16 protein-coding genes and 2 tRNA genes are annotated in these 16846 nt (G+C 59.8%); 7 read left to right on the top strand and 11 right to left on the bottom strand.

The window, feature by feature from the left end; all coding sequences use genetic code 11:
- Positions 1-65 precede the first annotated feature (65 nt).
- From ACTJK5_RS08575 to ppdK, 4 genes are all read left to right on the top strand, one after another.
- Positions 66-575 carry a DUF721 domain-containing protein gene (locus ACTJK5_RS08575; RefSeq protein ID WP_062425865.1) on the top strand — a complete coding sequence of 170 codons (510 nt, stop codon included), beginning with the start codon at positions 66-68 and terminating at the stop codon, positions 573-575.
- A 136-nt stretch (positions 576-711) separates the two neighbouring features.
- Positions 712-1386: a DsbA family protein gene (locus tag ACTJK5_RS08570; RefSeq protein ID WP_062425864.1), complete on the top strand. Its 675-nt coding sequence runs from the start codon at positions 712-714 to the stop codon at positions 1384-1386.
- 84 nt (positions 1387-1470) lie between these two features.
- Complete coding sequence (gene smc, locus ACTJK5_RS08565; RefSeq protein WP_335322783.1) at positions 1471-4935, top strand: chromosome segregation protein SMC; 3465 nt, start codon at positions 1471-1473, stop codon at positions 4933-4935.
- A gap of 176 nt (positions 4936-5111) precedes the next feature.
- A complete protein-coding gene (gene ppdK, locus ACTJK5_RS08560) occupies positions 5112-7817 on the top strand; it encodes a pyruvate, phosphate dikinase (protein WP_113260041.1) in 2706 nt (901 codons plus the stop codon).
- Positions 7818-7825: 8 nt separating this feature from the next.
- Here ppdK and ACTJK5_RS08555 read toward each other — a convergent pair whose 3' ends face one another.
- Entirely contained in the window at positions 7826-8095 is a 270-nt protein-coding gene (locus tag ACTJK5_RS08555; protein ID WP_062425861.1) for a hypothetical protein, read from the bottom strand.
- 240 nt (positions 8096-8335) lie between these two features.
- Here ACTJK5_RS08555 and ACTJK5_RS08550 point away from each other — a divergent pair, with 240 nt between their 5' ends.
- Positions 8336-9256 carry a DUF1499 domain-containing protein gene (locus ACTJK5_RS08550; protein WP_113260042.1) on the top strand — a complete coding sequence of 307 codons (921 nt, stop codon included), beginning with the start codon at positions 8336-8338 and terminating at the stop codon, positions 9254-9256.
- A gap of 13 nt (positions 9257-9269) precedes the next feature.
- Here ACTJK5_RS08550 and ACTJK5_RS08545 read toward each other — a convergent pair whose 3' ends face one another.
- Together ACTJK5_RS08545 and ACTJK5_RS08540 are read right to left on the bottom strand one after the other, a co-directional pair.
- On the bottom strand, positions 9270-9719 hold the full coding sequence (locus tag ACTJK5_RS08545) for a thiol-disulfide oxidoreductase DCC family protein (protein ID WP_113260043.1): 450 nt from the start codon (positions 9717-9719) through the stop codon (positions 9270-9272).
- Positions 9716-10636 carry an MBL fold metallo-hydrolase gene (locus ACTJK5_RS08540; protein ID WP_113260044.1) on the bottom strand — a complete coding sequence of 307 codons (921 nt, stop codon included), beginning with the start codon at positions 10634-10636 and terminating at the stop codon, positions 9716-9718. Before ACTJK5_RS08540 ends, ACTJK5_RS08545 begins: the two co-directional genes overlap by 4 nt.
- 266 nt (positions 10637-10902) lie before the next feature.
- On the opposite strand from ACTJK5_RS08540, the gene ACTJK5_RS08535 reads away from it, so the two are divergent.
- Positions 10903-10977: transfer RNA gene (locus tag ACTJK5_RS08535), tRNA-Gln, on the top strand.
- A gap of 195 nt (positions 10978-11172) precedes the next feature.
- Here the strand turns inward: ACTJK5_RS08535 and mqo are convergent.
- Complete coding sequence (gene mqo, locus ACTJK5_RS08530; protein ID WP_440612585.1) at positions 11173-12819, bottom strand: malate dehydrogenase (quinone); 1647 nt, start codon at positions 12817-12819, stop codon at positions 11173-11175.
- Positions 12820-13270: 451 nt separating this feature from the next.
- A complete protein-coding gene (locus ACTJK5_RS08525) occupies positions 13271-13675 on the bottom strand; it encodes a hypothetical protein (protein ID WP_113260169.1) in 405 nt (134 codons plus the stop codon).
- Positions 13676-13916: 241 nt separating this feature from the next.
- Here ACTJK5_RS08525 and ACTJK5_RS08520 point away from each other — a divergent pair.
- Positions 13917-13993, top strand: a tRNA-Pro gene (locus ACTJK5_RS08520).
- Positions 13994-14122: 129 nt separating this feature from the next.
- On the opposite strand, the gene ACTJK5_RS08515 is transcribed toward ACTJK5_RS08520, so the two are convergent.
- The 6 genes from ACTJK5_RS08515 to ACTJK5_RS08490 form a co-directional block, all read right to left on the bottom strand.
- On the bottom strand, positions 14123-14482 hold the full coding sequence (locus ACTJK5_RS08515) for a hypothetical protein (RefSeq protein ID WP_062425857.1): 360 nt from the start codon (positions 14480-14482) through the stop codon (positions 14123-14125).
- 5 nt (positions 14483-14487) lie between these two features.
- On the bottom strand, positions 14488-14643 hold the full coding sequence (locus tag ACTJK5_RS08510) for a hypothetical protein (RefSeq protein WP_162741800.1): 156 nt from the start codon (positions 14641-14643) through the stop codon (positions 14488-14490).
- Positions 14640-14867, bottom strand: coding sequence for a hypothetical protein (locus tag ACTJK5_RS08505; RefSeq protein WP_376781989.1), 228 nt, complete (start codon positions 14865-14867; stop codon positions 14640-14642). The genes ACTJK5_RS08510 and ACTJK5_RS08505 overlap by 4 nt, the downstream gene beginning before the upstream one ends.
- 88 nt (positions 14868-14955) lie before the next feature.
- Positions 14956-15144: a hypothetical protein gene (locus ACTJK5_RS08500; protein ID WP_162741801.1), complete on the bottom strand. Its 189-nt coding sequence runs from the start codon at positions 15142-15144 to the stop codon at positions 14956-14958.
- A 7-nt stretch (positions 15145-15151) separates the two neighbouring features.
- Positions 15152-16147 (bottom strand): dihydrodipicolinate synthase family protein, encoded by a 996-nt coding sequence (locus ACTJK5_RS08495; protein ID WP_440612167.1) that lies wholly within the window; start codon positions 16145-16147, stop codon positions 15152-15154.
- Entirely contained in the window at positions 16144-16542 is a 399-nt protein-coding gene (locus tag ACTJK5_RS08490) for a hypothetical protein (RefSeq protein ID WP_440612166.1), read from the bottom strand. Before ACTJK5_RS08490 ends, ACTJK5_RS08495 begins: the two co-directional genes overlap by 4 nt.
- Positions 16543-16846: the final 304 nt, after the last annotated feature.

Raw genomic sequence — 16846 nt, 5'->3', positions numbered from 1 at the left:
GAAACGTCCTATACTTGGTCCATACGCTTCGCCCGATCAAGCCGCGAGTTCAGAGTTGTGTGACCATGCGACAGCCCCGTAAAGGTGTCCTTCAGATTGCCGAAGTTGCAAACGGCATCATCGATCCCGTTTTAGCAAAGAGAGCCGGGATCAGCACGGCACTTCTCGGTTCCTGGGACGAGATCGCCGGCGATGATTTTGCCGATTGCACCCGTCCCGAAAAGATCACCTGGCCGCGTCGCGACGAGGGGCCGGACCGCGGCGGTTATCAGGCGGGTGTTCTGACGATTGCCTGTGAGGGCGCACGCGCGCTTTTTCTGACCCATGCGCAGGGCGAGTTGATTGCAAGGATCAATGGATTCTTCGGTTTTCCTGCAGTCCGTCAAATCCGCATCGTGCAAAAGCCGGTGTCGACGGCGTCCACCCGTCGGCGAAAGCCGCAACCATTGCGAGGTGAGGCGGCAAAGCGGCTCGACGACATGATGCAGGGGATAGAAAGCGAAGCGCTGCGCAAAGCGGTAGAGCGGCTTGGGACGGCTGTTATGCAAAAGCGGACCAAGGGTCGGACACTGTGAAGCAGGAACTGGAAAGAACAGTCCTTGACTGGTCACAATTCTTTGACAAGAACAGGTGAACGCGCCGCTTGTTGGAAACGATGTGTGGCTATATCGGAATCATAGACATTTGCGTCTTTCACAAACAGGTGCTTCCATGCATTTCCCAGAACTGAACCTCACCCGCCGCGCTCTTCTCGGCACTGTTGCCATGGCCTCCGTCGTGGCCGCATTGCCGATGCTTGCAGGCAGCGCCTTTGCACAGGATGTCCCGGAGTCCTCCGGTGATGTCGACATGGCCGCGGTGCTGAAGCCAGGTGCATTGCCGGATCGTGCTCTTGGCGATGCGAACGCGCCTGTGAAGATCGTCGAATATATGTCGATGACCTGCCCGCACTGCGCGCATTTCCACAACACGGTGTTTGACGAGATCAAGAAGAAGTACATCGACACCGGCAAGGTTTACTTCATCATCCGCGAGTTCCCGTTCGATCCGCGCGCTGCCGCGGCCTTCATGCTGGCCCGTTGCGCGCCTGAACAGCAGTATTTCCCCTTCGTCTCCATGCTGTTCAAGCAGCAGCAGAGCTGGGCGACCGCGCAGGATGCCCGCGCAGCACTGCTGCAAATGTCGAAAATGGCCGGTTTTTCACAGGAGAGCTTCGAGGCCTGCTTGACGAACCAGAAACTTCTGGATGATGTGAACGCAACGATGCAGCGCGGCGCGACGGAATTCGGCGTAAACTCCACGCCGACCTTCATCATCAACGGCAAGAAGTACTCTGGAGACATGTCGGTTGAAACCATGTCGGCCCTTATCGACAAACTTCTCTAATCGACGCCACCGCATTCTGACGGGCGCCGGAGATTTCCGCGCGCCCGTTTTGATGTCTTCCCACCGGCAGGCCGAGGCAGCGGCATGAAGTTCAACAAGCTGCGCCTGCTCGGTTTCAAGTCCTTCGTGGAACCTTCGGAATTCATCATCGAGCCAGGACTGACCGGTGTTGTCGGACCAAACGGCTGCGGCAAGTCCAATCTGGTCGAAGCGCTTCGCTGGGTGATGGGCGAAAACTCCTACAAGAACATGCGTGCATCCGGCATGGATGACGTAATCTTCTCCGGCTCCGGCAATCGCCCTGCGCGCAACACCGCGGAAGTCGGCCTTTATCTCGATAACTCCGATCGCACCGCGCCCGCAGCCTTCAACGATGCAGACGAAATCCAGGTGACGCGCCGCATCGAGCGCGAGAACGGCTCGGTCTATCGGATCAACGGAAAGGAAGCCCGCGCCAAGGATGTTCAGCTTCTGTTTGCCGATGCCTCCACCGGCGCACGCTCGCCCTCCATGGTGGGGCAGGGACGCATCGGCGAGTTGATCAATGCCAAGCCGCAGGCGCGCCGGCAATTGCTGGAAGAGGCGGCGGGCATCTCCGGCCTGCATTCGCGCCGCCACGAGGCGGAACTGCGCCTGCGTGCCGCCGAAACCAATCTGGAACGGCTCGAGGATGTGACCGCACAGCTGGAAAGCCAGATTGAGAGCCTCAAGCGCCAGGCCCGTCAGGCCAACCGCTTCAAGATGCTCTCTGCCGATATCCGCGCGCGAGAAGCCACCCTTCTGCATATCCGCTGGGTGGATGCCAGCGAGGCAGAGCGCGAAGCGGACAATGCGCTGAACATCGCCACCAATCTGGTTGCCGAAAAGGCGCAGCGACAGATGGAAGCGGCAAAAGAGCAGGGCGTCGCCAGCTTCAAGCTTCCCGAACTGCGCGAGAATGAAGCGAAGGTCGCTGCCGCTTTGCAAAGATTGCAGATCGCCCGCACCCAGTTGGATGACGAGGCCAACCGTCTGCTGCGCCGCCGCGATGAACTGGCGCGCCGCCTTTCGCAACTTGGCGAGGATATTCAGCGCGAAGAGCGGCTCGTTTCGGACAATGCCTACATTCTCTCTCGCCTCGATACGGAAGAAGCCGAGCTTCTCGACATCCTGGCCGATTCGGGTCGCTATGCCGAAGAAACGCGCGAGGCTTTTGAGGAGGCCGCGGCCAAGCTTTCCGAAAGCGAGCAGGTGTTTGCCGCGCTGACGGCAGAACGTGCGGAGGCTGCGGCGTCTCGCGCTCAGCTCGAACGCTCCATTCGCGACCTTGCCGACCGCAAGATGCGTCTGGAACGCCAGTCTTCCGAGGCTGCTTCCGAAATCGAAACGATCGATGACAAGCTCGCCGAACTACCTGATCCCGCCGAAAAACGCGAAAGCGTGGAAGCGGCGGAAATAGCGGCGGAAGACGCGCTGATTGCAGCCGAGGATGCGGAGACAGCGGTGGCTGAGTCCCGTTCAGTCGAGGCTTTGGCACGCGGACCAGTCGATCTGGCCCGCAATCGTCTTAACGCGCTGGAAACCGAAGCACGCACCATCGCCAAAATGCTGGCCGCCGGTGCTGCTTCCGGCTCCTTCACGCCAGTGGCGGACGAACTCAAGGTGGATCGCGGTTTCGAGGCAGCCCTCGGTGCAGCCCTCGGCGACGATCTGGAAAGCCCTCTGGATCGAACCGCTCCCGCCTATTGGACAGCCAATGGAGAAGGCGCGGACGATCCAACCCTGCCACAGGGCCTCTCCTCGTTGATATCGCACGTCTCCGGCCCCGACGCCTTGAAGCGTAGTCTTCGCCAGATCGGCATCGTTGCGAGCGTCGAAGAAGGGCAGCGACTGATGCCGCTCCTGAGGCCCGGCCAGCGCCTGGTCACGAAAGAGGGCGCGCTTTTTCGCTGGGACGGTCATGTTGCGAGCGCCGACGCACCGGGAAGTGCGGCCCTTCGGCTGGCACAGAAGAACCGGCTTGCGGAGATAGAGAGCGAAATCGATGAAGCCCGGTTTGCGCTGGAAGAGGCGCAGGAGCGGCTTTCTGTCTCGACGGATGCGATCCGCATGGCGGAGGCGAGCTTGAATGAAGCGCGCGAGCGCAGTCGTCTTGCCGCCCGCCAACTGACCGAAGCGCGTGATGTGCTCTCCATGGCGGAGCGCGCCTCCGGCGATCTCCTTCGCCGTCGCGATGTCGTCTCCGAGGCTCTCAACCAGATCGGCGGCCAGATCGAGGAGATCGTGGTTCAGGAAGAGAATGCCCGGATCGAGCTCGAAGACAGCGCAGATCTCTCCAGCCTCGATGAACGCTTGCGCGACAGCCAGCTTGAGGTCGCAACCGATCGCAGCCTTCTGGCAGAGGCACGCGCGCGCCATGAAGGCTTGAGCCGGGAGGCGGATGCCCGCCAGCGCCGCATCAACGCCATTGCGCAGGAGCGCGCCACCTGGGCCGCCCGCGCCGCAAGTGCTGCGGACCACATCGCCACGCTGCGCGAGCGCGAGGAGGAAGCGCGCGACGAATTGGCGGAACTCGATATCGCGCCTGAGGAATTCGACGAGAAGCGCCGCAACCTGCTGAGCGAATTGCAGAAGATGGAGGAGGCGCGCCGTGCCGCGGCAGACCGTCTGGTCGAGGCCGAAAATCTCCAGCGGGATGCGGACCGGGCTGCCGCGACGGCGCTCTCCGAACTGGCGGAAGCGCGCGAAAAGCGTGGCCGCGCTGAAGAGCGACTGGTGTCCGCCCGCGAGAAGCGGCAGGAAAGCGAGCACCGCATTCGCGAGGCTTTGAACGTCGAACCCCATATGGCGCTGCGTCTCACCGGACTGCCACCGGGAGCGCCGCTGCCTGAAGTGCGTGACGTTGAGCGCGATCTCGACCGGTTGAAGATCGAGCGTGAACGTCTGGGCGCGGTCAATCTGCGCGCTGATGAGGAGCAGGCGGAACTCTCCGCCAAGCTTGCCGCCCTCATCAAGGAGCGCGACGACATTATCGATGCCGTCAGGAAGCTGCGCGCTGGTATTCAAAATCTCAACCGCGAGGGTCGTGAGCGTCTGGTCGCTGCATTCGATGTGGTCAACACCCAGTTCCAGCGGCTCTTCACCCATCTCTTTGGCGGTGGCACGGCGGAGCTGCAACTGATCGAGTCCGACGATCCGCTCGAAGCGGGGCTGGAGATTCTGGCCCGCCCACCGGGCAAGAAGCCGCAGACCATGACGCTCTTATCCGGCGGCGAGCAGGCCTTGACCGCGATGGCGCTGATCTTCGCCGTCTTCCTCACAAACCCGGCACCCATCTGCGTGCTGGACGAGGTGGATGCGCCGCTTGATGACCATAATGTCGAGCGCTATTGCAACCTGATGGATGAAATGGTGGCCTCCACCGAAACCCGTTTCGTCATCATCACTCACAACCCCATCACCATGGCCCGGATGGACCGCCTCTTCGGCGTCACCATGGCAGAGCAGGGCGTCTCGCAGCTGGTTTCGGTCGATCTGCAGATGGCGGAAAGGCTGGCGGAAGCCGTCTAAAAAAATCCGACCGCTGCGTCGTTCGCATTTTTACAGCCCCAACGCCCGATATCGCTCTCCAAACGCCGCAATTATGCTGCACTGCACTGTCATCTTGTGTTCTCTGGCGTTCCCAACAGTGTGACAATGCTATAATGGGTTGAAAAACAAGAACGCTTCTGGGTGGAGAGCGTATAATGAAGAAATGGGTTTATACCTTCGGCAATGGTGCTGCCGAAGGCCGTGCTGGTGACGTTGCCATATTGGGAGGCAAGGGTGCGCATCTTGCCGAAATGGCAAGTCTTGGCCTGCCTGTTCCGCCCGGCTTCACCATTATCAGCGAAGTCTGCGGTCGCTACCACCAGGGTGGACGCCAACTCCCCAATGATCTGAAGCTCCAGGTTTCCAGCGGCATTGCCGGCATGGAAGTGATGACCGGTCGCAAATTCGGTGCAGGTCCGCGCCCACTCCTGATCTCCATTCGCTCCGGTGCGCGTGCCTCCATGCCCGGCATGATGGATACCGTCCTCAATCTAGGTCTCAATGACGAGACGGTGCAGGCGCTCTGCGAGGATTCCGGCGACGCCCGTTTCGCGTGGGATAGCTATCGCCGCTTCATCCAGATGTATGCCGACGTCGTCATGGGTCTTGACCATGAAGTCTTCGAGGAAATCCTTGAGGACGAGAAGGGTCGCCTCGGCCACGAATACGATACGGAACTGTCCGCCGACGAGTGGCAGCATGTGGTATCGCGCTACAAGCAACTGGTCGAAGACGAGCTGGATGAACCCTTTCCGCAGGATACCGAAGTTCAGCTCTGGGGCGCGATCGGCGCTGTCTTTTCTAGCTGGATGAACACACGCGCGGTTACCTACCGCCATCTGCACAATATCCCCGGCGACTGGGGAACGGCAGTCAACGTCCAGGCCATGGTGTTCGGCAATCTCGGCTCCACCTCCGCGACAGGCGTTGCCTTCACCCGCAACCCCTCGACAGGGGAACAGGAACTCTACGGCGAGTTCCTCGTAAACGCGCAAGGCGAGGATGTCGTCGCCGGTATCCGTACGCCGCAATCCATCACCGAAGCGGCACGTCTCGCATCCGGCTCCGACAAGCCGTCGATGGAAAAGCTGATGCCGGAGGCATTTCAGGAATTCCTCGCGATCTGCAAGCAGTTGGAAACCCATTACCGCGACATGCAGGATATGGAGTTCACCATCGAGCGCGGGCAGCTTTGGATGCTTCAGACCCGTTGCGGCAAGCGCACGACGCGCGCTGCCATGAAGATCGCCGTCGATATGGTTGAGGAAGGCCTGATCACCGCCGATGAAGCGGTCTGCAGGATCGATCCCTCATCGCTCGATCAATTGCTGCACCCGACGATCGATTCCTCCATCGAAAGACCCATTATCGGCTCCGGCCTTCCGGCGTCCCCTGGCGCCGCATCCGGAGAGATTGTTTTCAGCGCCGAAGAAGCCGTTGCCGCCAAGGCGGAAGGTCGCCGTGTCATACTGGTGCGCATGGAAACCAGCCCCGAAGATATTCATGGCATGCATGCAGCCGAGGGTATTCTCACCACCCGCGGCGGTATGACGAGCCATGCGGCGGTGGTTGCACGCGGCATGGGTATCCCTTGCGTCACCGGTGCCGGCTCCATGCGCGTGGATTTGCGAAATGGCGTGCTGATCGGCATCGGCTGCATGCTGCGCAAGGGCGACGTCATCACCATCGATGGTTCGTCCGGCCGCGCGCTGAGGGGCGAAGTGCCGATGACGCAGCCGGAGCTTTCCGGCGATTTCGGCAAGCTGATGGAATGGGCCGACGGCGCGCGCCGCATGACGGTGCGCACCAATGCCGATACGCCAGCCGACGCACGTGCTGCCCGCGCCTTCGGTGCCGAAGGCATTGGCCTTTGCCGCACCGAGCACATGTTCTTCGAAGGGGAGCGCATTCATGTGATGCGCGAAATGATCCTCGCCGAGGATGAGGCGGGCAGACGCTCCGCACTCGACCAGTTGCTCCCCATGCAGCGCGAGGATTTCACCGAACTTTTCTCAATCATGCATGGGATGCCGGTGACGATCCGCCTGCTGGATCCACCGCTGCATGAGTTTCTACCGAAGACCGACGGCGAGATCGTCGAAGTGGCTGCCGCCATGGGCATGCCGCAGACTCTGTTCCGCCAGAGGCTCGATGCGCTGCACGAATTCAACCCCATGCTTGGCCATCGCGGTTGCCGCCTGGCGATCTCCTATCCGGAAATTGCCGAGATGCAGGCCCGCGCCATATTCGAGGCAGCAGTGGAAGCAGCTCGCCGAACCGGCGCCCCCGTGGTGCCCGAAATCATGGTGCCGCTTGTCAGCCTCCGCTCGGAATTGGATTATGTTCGTGGTGTGATCGACCGTGTTGCAGCGGAAGTTGCGGCCGAAACCGGCATGACGCTGGAATATCTGACGGGCACGATGATCGAGCTGCCGCGCGCCGCTCTTCGCGCCCACGTCATCGCCGAGGCTGCGGAATTCTTTTCCTTCGGCACCAACGACTTGACGCAGACCACCTTCGGCATTTCCCGTGACGATGCCGCGCGCTTCATGAACACCTATCAGCGCAAGGGCATCATCGAGCGTGACCCCTTCGTCTCACTGGATTTCGACGGGGTGGGGGAGCTGATCCGCATTGCGGCGGAGCGTGGCAGGCAAACGCGCTCGGAGCTCAAGCTCGGCATTTGCGGTGAGCATGGCGGCGATCCGACCTCCATCGATTTCTGCGAAAATGTCGGGCTGGACTACGTATCCTGCTCGCCCTTCCGCGTGCCGATCGCACGGCTGGCGGCTGCTCAGGCGACACTATCCCAGGCGGAAAAGCAGCCGAATACCTCTCCAAAGAAGGTGGTCGCGCTTTAAGCTCGGAGTTAGCGGTTTTCGACGATGACGCGCCGCTCGACGACAACCGGCGACCAGAACATGTCGCGGTTGACCTGCGCCTGCCACGCACGATTATCGGCGCGGCGGTCGAGATCAAGGTCTAGAAGGCAACGCGCCATCTGGTCGGTGTTCGGGCGGAAGCCATAGCCGCGGCAGGTCGCTTCGTCGCGCGCGCGGCGCTCTTCCGGTGTCAGCGTCTGGCAGGCGGTCAGCGCCAGCATGGCGGCAAGTGAACCGAGAACGATCGAAACACGCATAGTCATCACTCCTCTGGAAGCCCTGATCCCAGCTTGGCGTTTTCTTGCTCTGATACGCCCAATTGGTGATGTGTAAAAGTCCCGCTTTCGGGAAAGGTTGCGGTACCCGGTTAAGCAAAGCGGGTGGAGCGATTCCATTTCCCTCGAAAACGCTCTATGACAACCCGGTATCGGTGATTCAGGCAGACAAATCTCTCTGGGGCGCTTTTTGGCAATGCATGTGTATGCGGGTGCTGCTTCATGACAGTGCGTTTCGTTAGACCCGTTTCCCATGCGGCTTATCTCTCCCGCTATCTCGGCCTTGCGGCGCTGCTGCTCTTTCTGATTGCGGCACCCTTGCACCGTTTCGGGCCACTGACGACGCCCGACTTCATTGCGCTGACCCTGATTTCCGCTGGCATTGCCGCAGTGTCCGTCGTGCTTGCCCTCATTGGTCTTCAGCGTCTCTGGTCTGTCGGCGCAAGGGGCGGGGTGTGGTCGCTATACGCCTTGCTGCTCTCTGCCATTCCGCTTGGCGTGGTCGCCTATGGCGGCTTCCTCTATTGGCAGAACCCGAAAATCTATGATGTGACGACCGACACGGCCGATGTTCCAAACTGGCTGTCGATCCCCTCGGCCAACCAGCAATGGCTGCCGCGCCCGGCGGCCGTCTCGAAGGCCGATCGCGATGCGCAGCTGGAGGCCTATCCTGGCTTCCTCGGCCACCGCTACGAAGGCGCGATCGACCGCGTCTACACCGCCGCCAGGAAGGTGGCGAAAGCCCAGCACATCCGCATCTTGCACACCGACGGTCTGATCGGCGCCTTGCCGGACGCGCAGCCGGGTGCTCCGAAGCAGGACGTCCATGACGGTGCGGCAGACACGCCCGTCGAAGACTTGCCCGCCATCGTGCCTGTACCACTGGCGCGCCCGGCGGAAGCACCGGCGCCGACCTTCTTCAATGGCAGCGGCACGGTCATGATGCAGGGAGATATGCGCACGCTGATCTGGGGCGCGCGTTTCGATGTGCTGATCCGCCTGCGCGAAGATACCGAGACAACGCTGGTCGACGTGCGCGTCGCCTCCCGCTTCGGCCCGCATGATCTCGGCATGGGCAAGAAGATCGCCGACAGCTATCTCGATGCGCTGGACGCTGAGATGCAGGGTCTCAATGATAACTAAAAGCGGGCCGCGCTTATAGAAAGCGCTCGCGCTCGTCAGGCGTCGGTGCCCGGCAAGTCTGCCGTCGTCCGGCAATCTTCATGCGGTTTCGAGCAACCACACGGTAGACGCCATCGCGAATGAAGCGTGGCACAAGGCGCATCGCCGTTGCTGTCATCCCCATCACGCCGCCAAGCAGTTCGACCACGCGCAGCACGCTGTCGGAATAGATGTGAGCGACGCCGGCTTCGATGAGCAGGCTCGTCTCGTAGTCATCCGTGCGGAAACCGTAATGGCGCATCAGCGCGGTGCCCAGCGGAGATTGCGCCGGCGTGAAGCGAAACAGCCCCTGCTTGTCATGACGAAGTACGAAATCGACATCCCGAGAGCAGAACCCGCAGTCACCATCGAAAATGATCAGCGGCTTGTCGTCGGGGAAGTCGGGAACGGCAGGGTCGTTGCGATAGCTATAGGCGGCGCTCATACATTCCCCTGTCTCGGCAGGTAGATACCGGTCAGCGACGGCGGACCATCGGTCTCAACCAGACCTTTTTCAATCAGATCTTCGATATGGGCGAGAACGGAAAGCGCCGCTGCGCCATGCAGGCGCGGATCGGTGCTGCGGTAGATCACCTTGACCATCTCTGCAATCGTCCGGTCGCCCGCCTTGATCCTTGTCAGCACGGCCTTTTCCCGCATGCGGCGATGGGTGCGAAGCCCGCGCATGAAGGCTGCCGGATCGTTGACCGGGCCGCCATGGCCGGGCAGGAAGAGCCTGTCATCCCGTTCGAGCAACCTGTCGAGCGACGCCATATAATCGCTCATCGCGCCATCCGGTGGCGCGACGATCGTGGTTGCCCACGCCATCACGTGGTCGGCGGAAAAGACGATGCCATCGCGATCCAGCGCGAAGGCAGCATGATTGGCCGTGTGGCCCGGCGTGTGAAGCGCCGTCAGCGTCCAGCCATCGCCCGTCACCGTTTCATTGTCGCCAAGCGCCAGATCCGGGACGAAATCGCTATCGGCGCTTTCCGCGAAAGGATTGCGCTCGCCTTCATGCAACGGTCGGGCCGCGCGATGCGGTCCTTCGGCCACGGTTACTGCGCCGGTCGCTGCTTTAAGCCGTTTCGCCAACGGCGAGTGATCCCGATGCGTATGGCTGACGAAAATATGCGTCACCTCACGGCCTTCCAGCGCCCGCATCAGCGCCTGGAAATGAACCTCATCCTCCGGCCCCGGGTCGATGACCGCCACCGAATGACCGCCGACGATATAGCTGTTGGTGCCGTGGAAGGTGAAGGCCGACGGATTGTTGACGGTCAGCCGCTGAACATTCTCCGCCACCTTCACCGGCGTGCCATAGGCCGGTTGAAATTCAAGATCGAATGCAGGGTCTGCCATGGTTCGAAAGCTCTTCACAATGCCTGGAAAGCGAAACGCGATCCGTCAAGGTCGCGACACACCTCACGCTGTTTTGTCGCGCATCGGCTCATCGCGAAACCGCTTGGGGTCCAATGCGTGTCATGCTGATGGTTCACGACCTAACACGAAGATCGATCAGCACCCACAAGAAATCTGGACCAGCCCAAACTTAATGATTGCCGCTGCCGCCATGCTTTGCTAATCAGGCGCCGTTCAGGCAGTGGCGTTTCGCCCACCTGCTTCGTTGGGGCGTCGCCAAGCGGTAAGGCACCGGTTTTTGGTACCGGCATTCCCAGGTTCGAATCCTGGCGCCCCAGCCATTTTTTCTTTCATTTTTGACGATGGACCGCGGATCGCATTCAGGTGCTGACCTGATGCTAAGGATTACTCAGATTTCTGAGGATGAAACAGCTTTGGCTTTCTGGTTTTCTTATCGCCAGTCTCTTTTTTCCGGGCAAAAGAAAAAGCCGCGCCCATAAGGTACGCGGCTTTTGAAAAGCGATGCGTCGCTTCGGTCAGAGCGCCATGTCCGGCGTCTTCTTAACCGGCGCGTCGGCCGGAGCCGATGTGCTCAGCGCGCTGACATCGATGCGTGGCGGTGTGGGCAGTTGCAGGTGTTCGGCGGTATAGTCCCACTCCTGCTGAACTTTTTCCGGATCCGCATTCAGCTTCGTACCGTAGCTTGGAACGATCTCGCGGAGTTTCGCTTGCCATTCCGGAGAGGCCACCTTGTCCTTGAAGACCTTCTGCAGCACGCCGAGCATGATCGGTGCGGCTGTGGAGGCGCCCGGCGAAGCGCCGAGCAGGCCGGCAATGCTGCCATCCTTGGCGGCAACCACTTCCGTGCCGAGCTTCAGAACGCCGCCCTTTTCCGGGTCGCGCTTGATGATCTGTACGCGCTGGCCCGCCTGCCACAGGCGCCACTCATCCGCCTTGGCCTTAGGGAAGTATTCGCGCAGTGCCGCGATGCGATCCTCATCGGACAGCATCAACTGACCTGCCAGATATTCGACCAGAGGATATTCCTCGACGCCGACCTGCATCATCGGCCAGATGTTGCTCATGGTCGTAGATGTCAGAAGGTCGAAATAGGAGCCTTCCTTCAGGAACTTGGTGGAGAAGGTTGCGAACGGCCCGAACAGCACGATGCGCTTGCCGCCGATGACGCGGGTGTCGAGATGCGGCACGGACATGGGCGGAGAGCCGACTGACGCCTTGCCGTATGCTTTGGCCAGATGCAGCATGCTGACATCTGGGTTCTCGTTCACCAGGAACGAGCCGCCGACGGGGAAACCGCCGTAGTCTTCAGCTTCCGGAATGCCGGACATCTGCAGCAGATGAAGCGCGCCGCCGCCTGCACCGATGAAGACGAATTTCGCGTCGATCGTATGCTCGGAGCCATTGGCCGAGTTGGTGTAGCTGACACGCCACGAACCATCGGAGTTGCGCTCGATGGCATCGACTTCGCTCGAAACCTGCAGGTCGAAATTCGGCGTGCTCTTCAGGTGGGAGACGAACTGGCGGGTGACTTCGCCAAACTCCATATCGGTGCCGAGCGGCGACCATGTTGCGCCGATCTTCTGGGAAGGATCGCGTCCCTCCATCATCAGCGGCACCCACTTCTTGATCTGCTCCGGATCGGTGGAATATTGCATGCCGGCAAAGAGCGGGCTTGCCTTCAGCGCCTCGTAGCGCTTTTCGAGATAGGCGACGTTCTCATCGCCCCAGACGAAGCTCATATGCGGCGTGTGGTTGATGAAGGAGCGCGGGTTCTTCAGAACGCCGTTGCGCACCTGCCAGGCCCAGAACTGACGCGAGATCTGGAAGGACTCGTTGATGTCGATCGCCTTGGAAATATCGATGCCGCCATTGGCGGTTTCGGGCGTGTAGTTCAGTTCCGCAAGTGCAGAGTGACCGGTACCGGCATTGTTCCAACCGTTGGAGCTTTCCAGAGCCACCGCATCCAGGCGCTCGAGCATCTGGATCGACCAGTTCGGCTCGAGTTCGCGCAGCCAGATGCCGAGCGTCGCGCTCATGATGCCGCCACCAATCAGAAGCACATCGACTTTCTTGTCGGCCGACTGCGCCAAAGCCGGAACGCTGGGGAAAGCGGCGGCAGCAAGGCCCGCGAGGGCGGTCCCAAGCACCTGACGGCGGTTCATAGTGAAGGTGTCGTGGGAAAATTCGGTTGGCAGTGTGCTGCCCTTATCGTTTTTGATCACGTCTCTACCTTAATTATTGCGCTTCATCAGATTTTGTGCGCCGCAATAGACTATCGACCGCCATGTCACAACATGGTCAAGCCGTGGCCGAAATCGTTCATTTTGATGTCAGGGAGATGTTAGCGCCTCATGCCAGACACGGTGCGACAAATTGCTGCTGAGGCATTTTGCCAGCGTTTCCGGGGACATAGGCGGTGCCGTTTTGCGCTGATTGATACGGCGATGTTAAAGCTATGACTAAATTTAATCGGTTTAGTCGGAAGGTATGCATTTTTGCATGACTGACATGCAGGGCATCTTAAGCGTATATGAGCTAAGTTTTCAGCGCGAAAAAGAAAACCCGCCTGACGAAATCAGGCGGGCAGTTCCATGCTCGGATGGCATCCAGTCTTTATTCGCTGGCGAGGAATTCCGCGCAGTAGCTTGGACCGTTGACGCCGGGGCGATCGGACACGGTGCGGATCGAGCTGATCTTGTAGTTCGAATCGACGGTCAACTGAACGGTGCACGACAGGGAAGCGTTGCGGGCTGGAGAGATCTGCCGGCCACGCTTGCCGTCTTTTTCCTCATACTTCGCCGGGATCTTAGCCTTCTTGTAGCCGCCGCGCCATGTGTAGGTCGTGCTGCTGCCATTGGATACATCGCTCAGCGGCGGGCCGAATTTTGCAAAGAAGATGCCAGCCGACTGGCCGACCCAACGGGTCTCGACCGGGCTCTTCGTGGCGATGGAGGGCGTGGTGGTGCAAGCGGAGAGGGCGATGGAGAGGCCCGCGAGCAGTGCGATGCGCAAACGCATGGTGAAAGGTCCTTTGTGCCTGTCCGGCATCGTCGCCGGGAAATGCGTTCCCCTAACAGATTTACAGGAACTGGGCAGCGCCAAGTGAAGCTTTGCCCAAAATTTCTTGCCACAATTGCTTTTTTGTAACGATTCCTCCGCGCCTAACCCCTTCATTTCTTTCCGAAGCGCACGTCATAAAATTTTCGTAACCGCCGCTTGTCGAGAACCGGATGCTGGTCTATAGAAACGCCGCTGGTCACGGAGTGTAGCGCAGTCTGGTAGCGCACGTCGTTCGGGACGACGGGGTCGGAGGTTCGAATCCTCTCACTCCGACCAGCTTGACAGTGTCCGATCTGGACACTCTTCCAAATCAAAGCAGACTATTATCAGAATGCCTCAAACACTTATCGTGTCTTGGACGAAGCATTCATTGTCGTCGCACGTCAATATCCAGGCGTCTGCGGCCTAGCGCTTTTGCGGTTTGCCCAGCCATGGCATCTCCACCGGTGAAATGACGAAGATGCTGCCGTGATCGTCATCCGACCAGATGAGATAGTATCTCTGTTGGCCCGATGATGGCAGGACGCCGATATGAGGTTCTTTCAGGAAGTGTCCGTCGGAGCCCATGCTCCGTGCCATGTCGATCGCATCCCAGTATAGGCTTTCGAAATCGTGGATGGCTGTCAGGCGGTGGGCACGTTCCTGCCGCTCTTCAGCGCGGCAGAAGCTCTCGGAGAGCATCTTGCGGTAGGCGCTGCAGCTTGTCAGCAGCGTCCAGTCGACGAAACCACTCTCAAGGCAATAACCAATCAGGTCTTGTCTCATTCGGATTACCGTATCGCCAGATAGATCGTCGGCGCGACGACGAGGCCGATGGCGAGCGAGGCGATCACCGCAATCGCGAAGATTTCCGCTAAGGCATGGAGGGTCAGCGCGAGAATGCTCTTGTGACCGGGCTGCATTTTTCCGCCGGAAATCATGGTCACTGTCGTGTTCCTCTCAGCTCTTCGGCGGCGGAGAAGAGGTCGGCTAATTCCAGTCGCGAGACTTCCGCGACGGAAATGTCGATTGGCGCAACGTCGGCACTTTCGACTTTGACGAAGTGCAGGGCGGCTTCGCGATTGGTAAAGAGGCCACCGACAAGGCCCATACGGTCCGCGACGATCCAGCGACCGTTGCGACTTGGGCCGACAAGGAAACGACACGGCAATGGTCGAGCTCTTTGCGTGAGTGTTGCGTTGCGCAGCATTTGCGACATCTTCTTTCTGATGCTCCAGGTGGTCTTGGTGTTTGGGTTGTCATTGAACCGATTGCATGATGAGCGAGACCGCAAGCAGCAGTCCGCCTGTCACGGCGATGAGCCGAAGAAACATGATGCCTTCGGATTCGCGTCTCGGGCGAGGGCGACTGTGCTTCAGCAGCGCCTCGTTATCCTTCTTCTGCCGTTCTTCACGAAGCCGGTAGTACATTCCAAGCGGTAGGGTCATGCTGTCCTCACGGCATCGATGAGTATGATTTCGAGATCAGGGCTTCGGCCGAGATGGCAGGCTGCAAGACGGCTCTTGCAACGCGCGCTTCCTGAACCAGTGAGCTGGCAAAACGCTGACGCCGCAGAACACGAAGACTGTGCAGGGAGCGTTCAATCGATCTGGCGGCCTCGGGATCGACCGGCGTCAATGGCAACCGCACCGCGTTATCGATCCCGCGAAGACAGGAAACGGCATATTTCAGCGAGGCCACATCGCCGCCATTTTCCAAAGCGGCGGCGAGTTCGATGATCCGTTTCAACTGGACGCCGAAACCAGTGACGTCGCCTTCCTGACCCAGCTGCTGCATACGTACGATAAGATCGGGTATGACATTCGCCACGGGTGAGATGCAGCAGGCGCGCTGTCGGTGCATGAGGGGGGAACTTGTTTCTCCCCCGGTCATATGGAGGGGCCGTCCAAATATTGCTTGGTACGGACACGGCGCCGTGCGCGCATCCGACGTATCCTTGAGAATGCCGACGATGTTCGTGATCTGCAGGAGCGTTTCGATCGTCTCAACCTTCATCGCGACGCCTGCATGCTGCGGGTCGTTGTCGAGAATGAGTGGGATACGGGTCGCGCGGGCGATCTGCTCGAAGTGGTGAATGATGCCCTTCTGCGTTGGCCGGTTGTAATAGGGCTGTACGACGAGTGCGAAATCTGCACCCAGTTCATGCGCTTCTTCAGTCTGGCGTATTGTCGTTTCCGTCGAATAGGTGCCGGTCTGCGCGATGATGACCGCGCGGCCTCTATTGAGCTGCACAGCGCGGCTTATCAGAGCGCGCCGTTCGCTGGCCGATAGCGTCGGGCCTTCCCCCGTCAGGCTATGCAGAAGAAGGCCCGCTATGCCTTGTTCCACCTGCCATTTGAGGAGGTGGTCGAAGGCGAGATAATCGATCTCGCCTCCCCGAAACGGAGTGATGAGAGGCGTCATGACGCCGTTCAGAAGTGGTGTGCTCACGATATTGCGCCTTGTTTGGAAGGAATGCCGGGGCGGGAGGTTGCGCTGGAGAGCTTCAACAAGGTGAGAAAGATCGCTCCCTCAAGCGTCTGATGCAGTGCCTTGACCGGCTTCGACGGCGGCTTTGCCGCCGCAGCGCAAATCCAGCCATGGCGGACCCGTTGAAACGAGCATAGCTCGGCTGGCGAGGTCAGGTCCTGCGCCAGAAAAAGGAGGGCTTCGAGGATTGCGCCGGCATCCAGTAGTGCGCCGAAGCGCTTGCTGGATGGGTCATGCCGGTTCGAGAGGGGACTTTCGCTCAGTTTGACATAGGACCAGACATGCTCTTCCCGCACTTTCCCGCCAAGAAGAATGCGATCATTCAGATCTAACAGTGAGAGTTCGCCGTGTGCCATGAAATTCACTTTTGTTGAACAGACCCTGATCTAGGGCTGATCGACGTAGGATTTCGATTGCGAATTGGGCGGCACCCAATAAGGAAAAGGTAAGGGCGGAGCTCCCAAGCAGGGCGGTCGTTTTTAATCGAATCCTCAAATGTCGCCGCATCTGCAAGGGCTACCGCGATTGCAGATCAGCGAAAATGCATGAAAACAGGACCATAAGTTTCGCAAAAGCCGGACGCGCTATGGCTGTCTTGATGATCCGTCTTCCCGCTTTTGTTACGGGGCGAAAGAGGGTGGGTCGGACCAAAGATCAATC

Source organism: Agrobacterium sp. 22094, assembly GCF_052046015.1.
GTDB lineage: Bacteria > Pseudomonadota > Alphaproteobacteria > Rhizobiales > Rhizobiaceae > Agrobacterium > Agrobacterium cavarae.
Note: the sequence above shows the minus strand (reverse complement) of the source record. Positions and strands in the feature narration are given on the sequence as shown.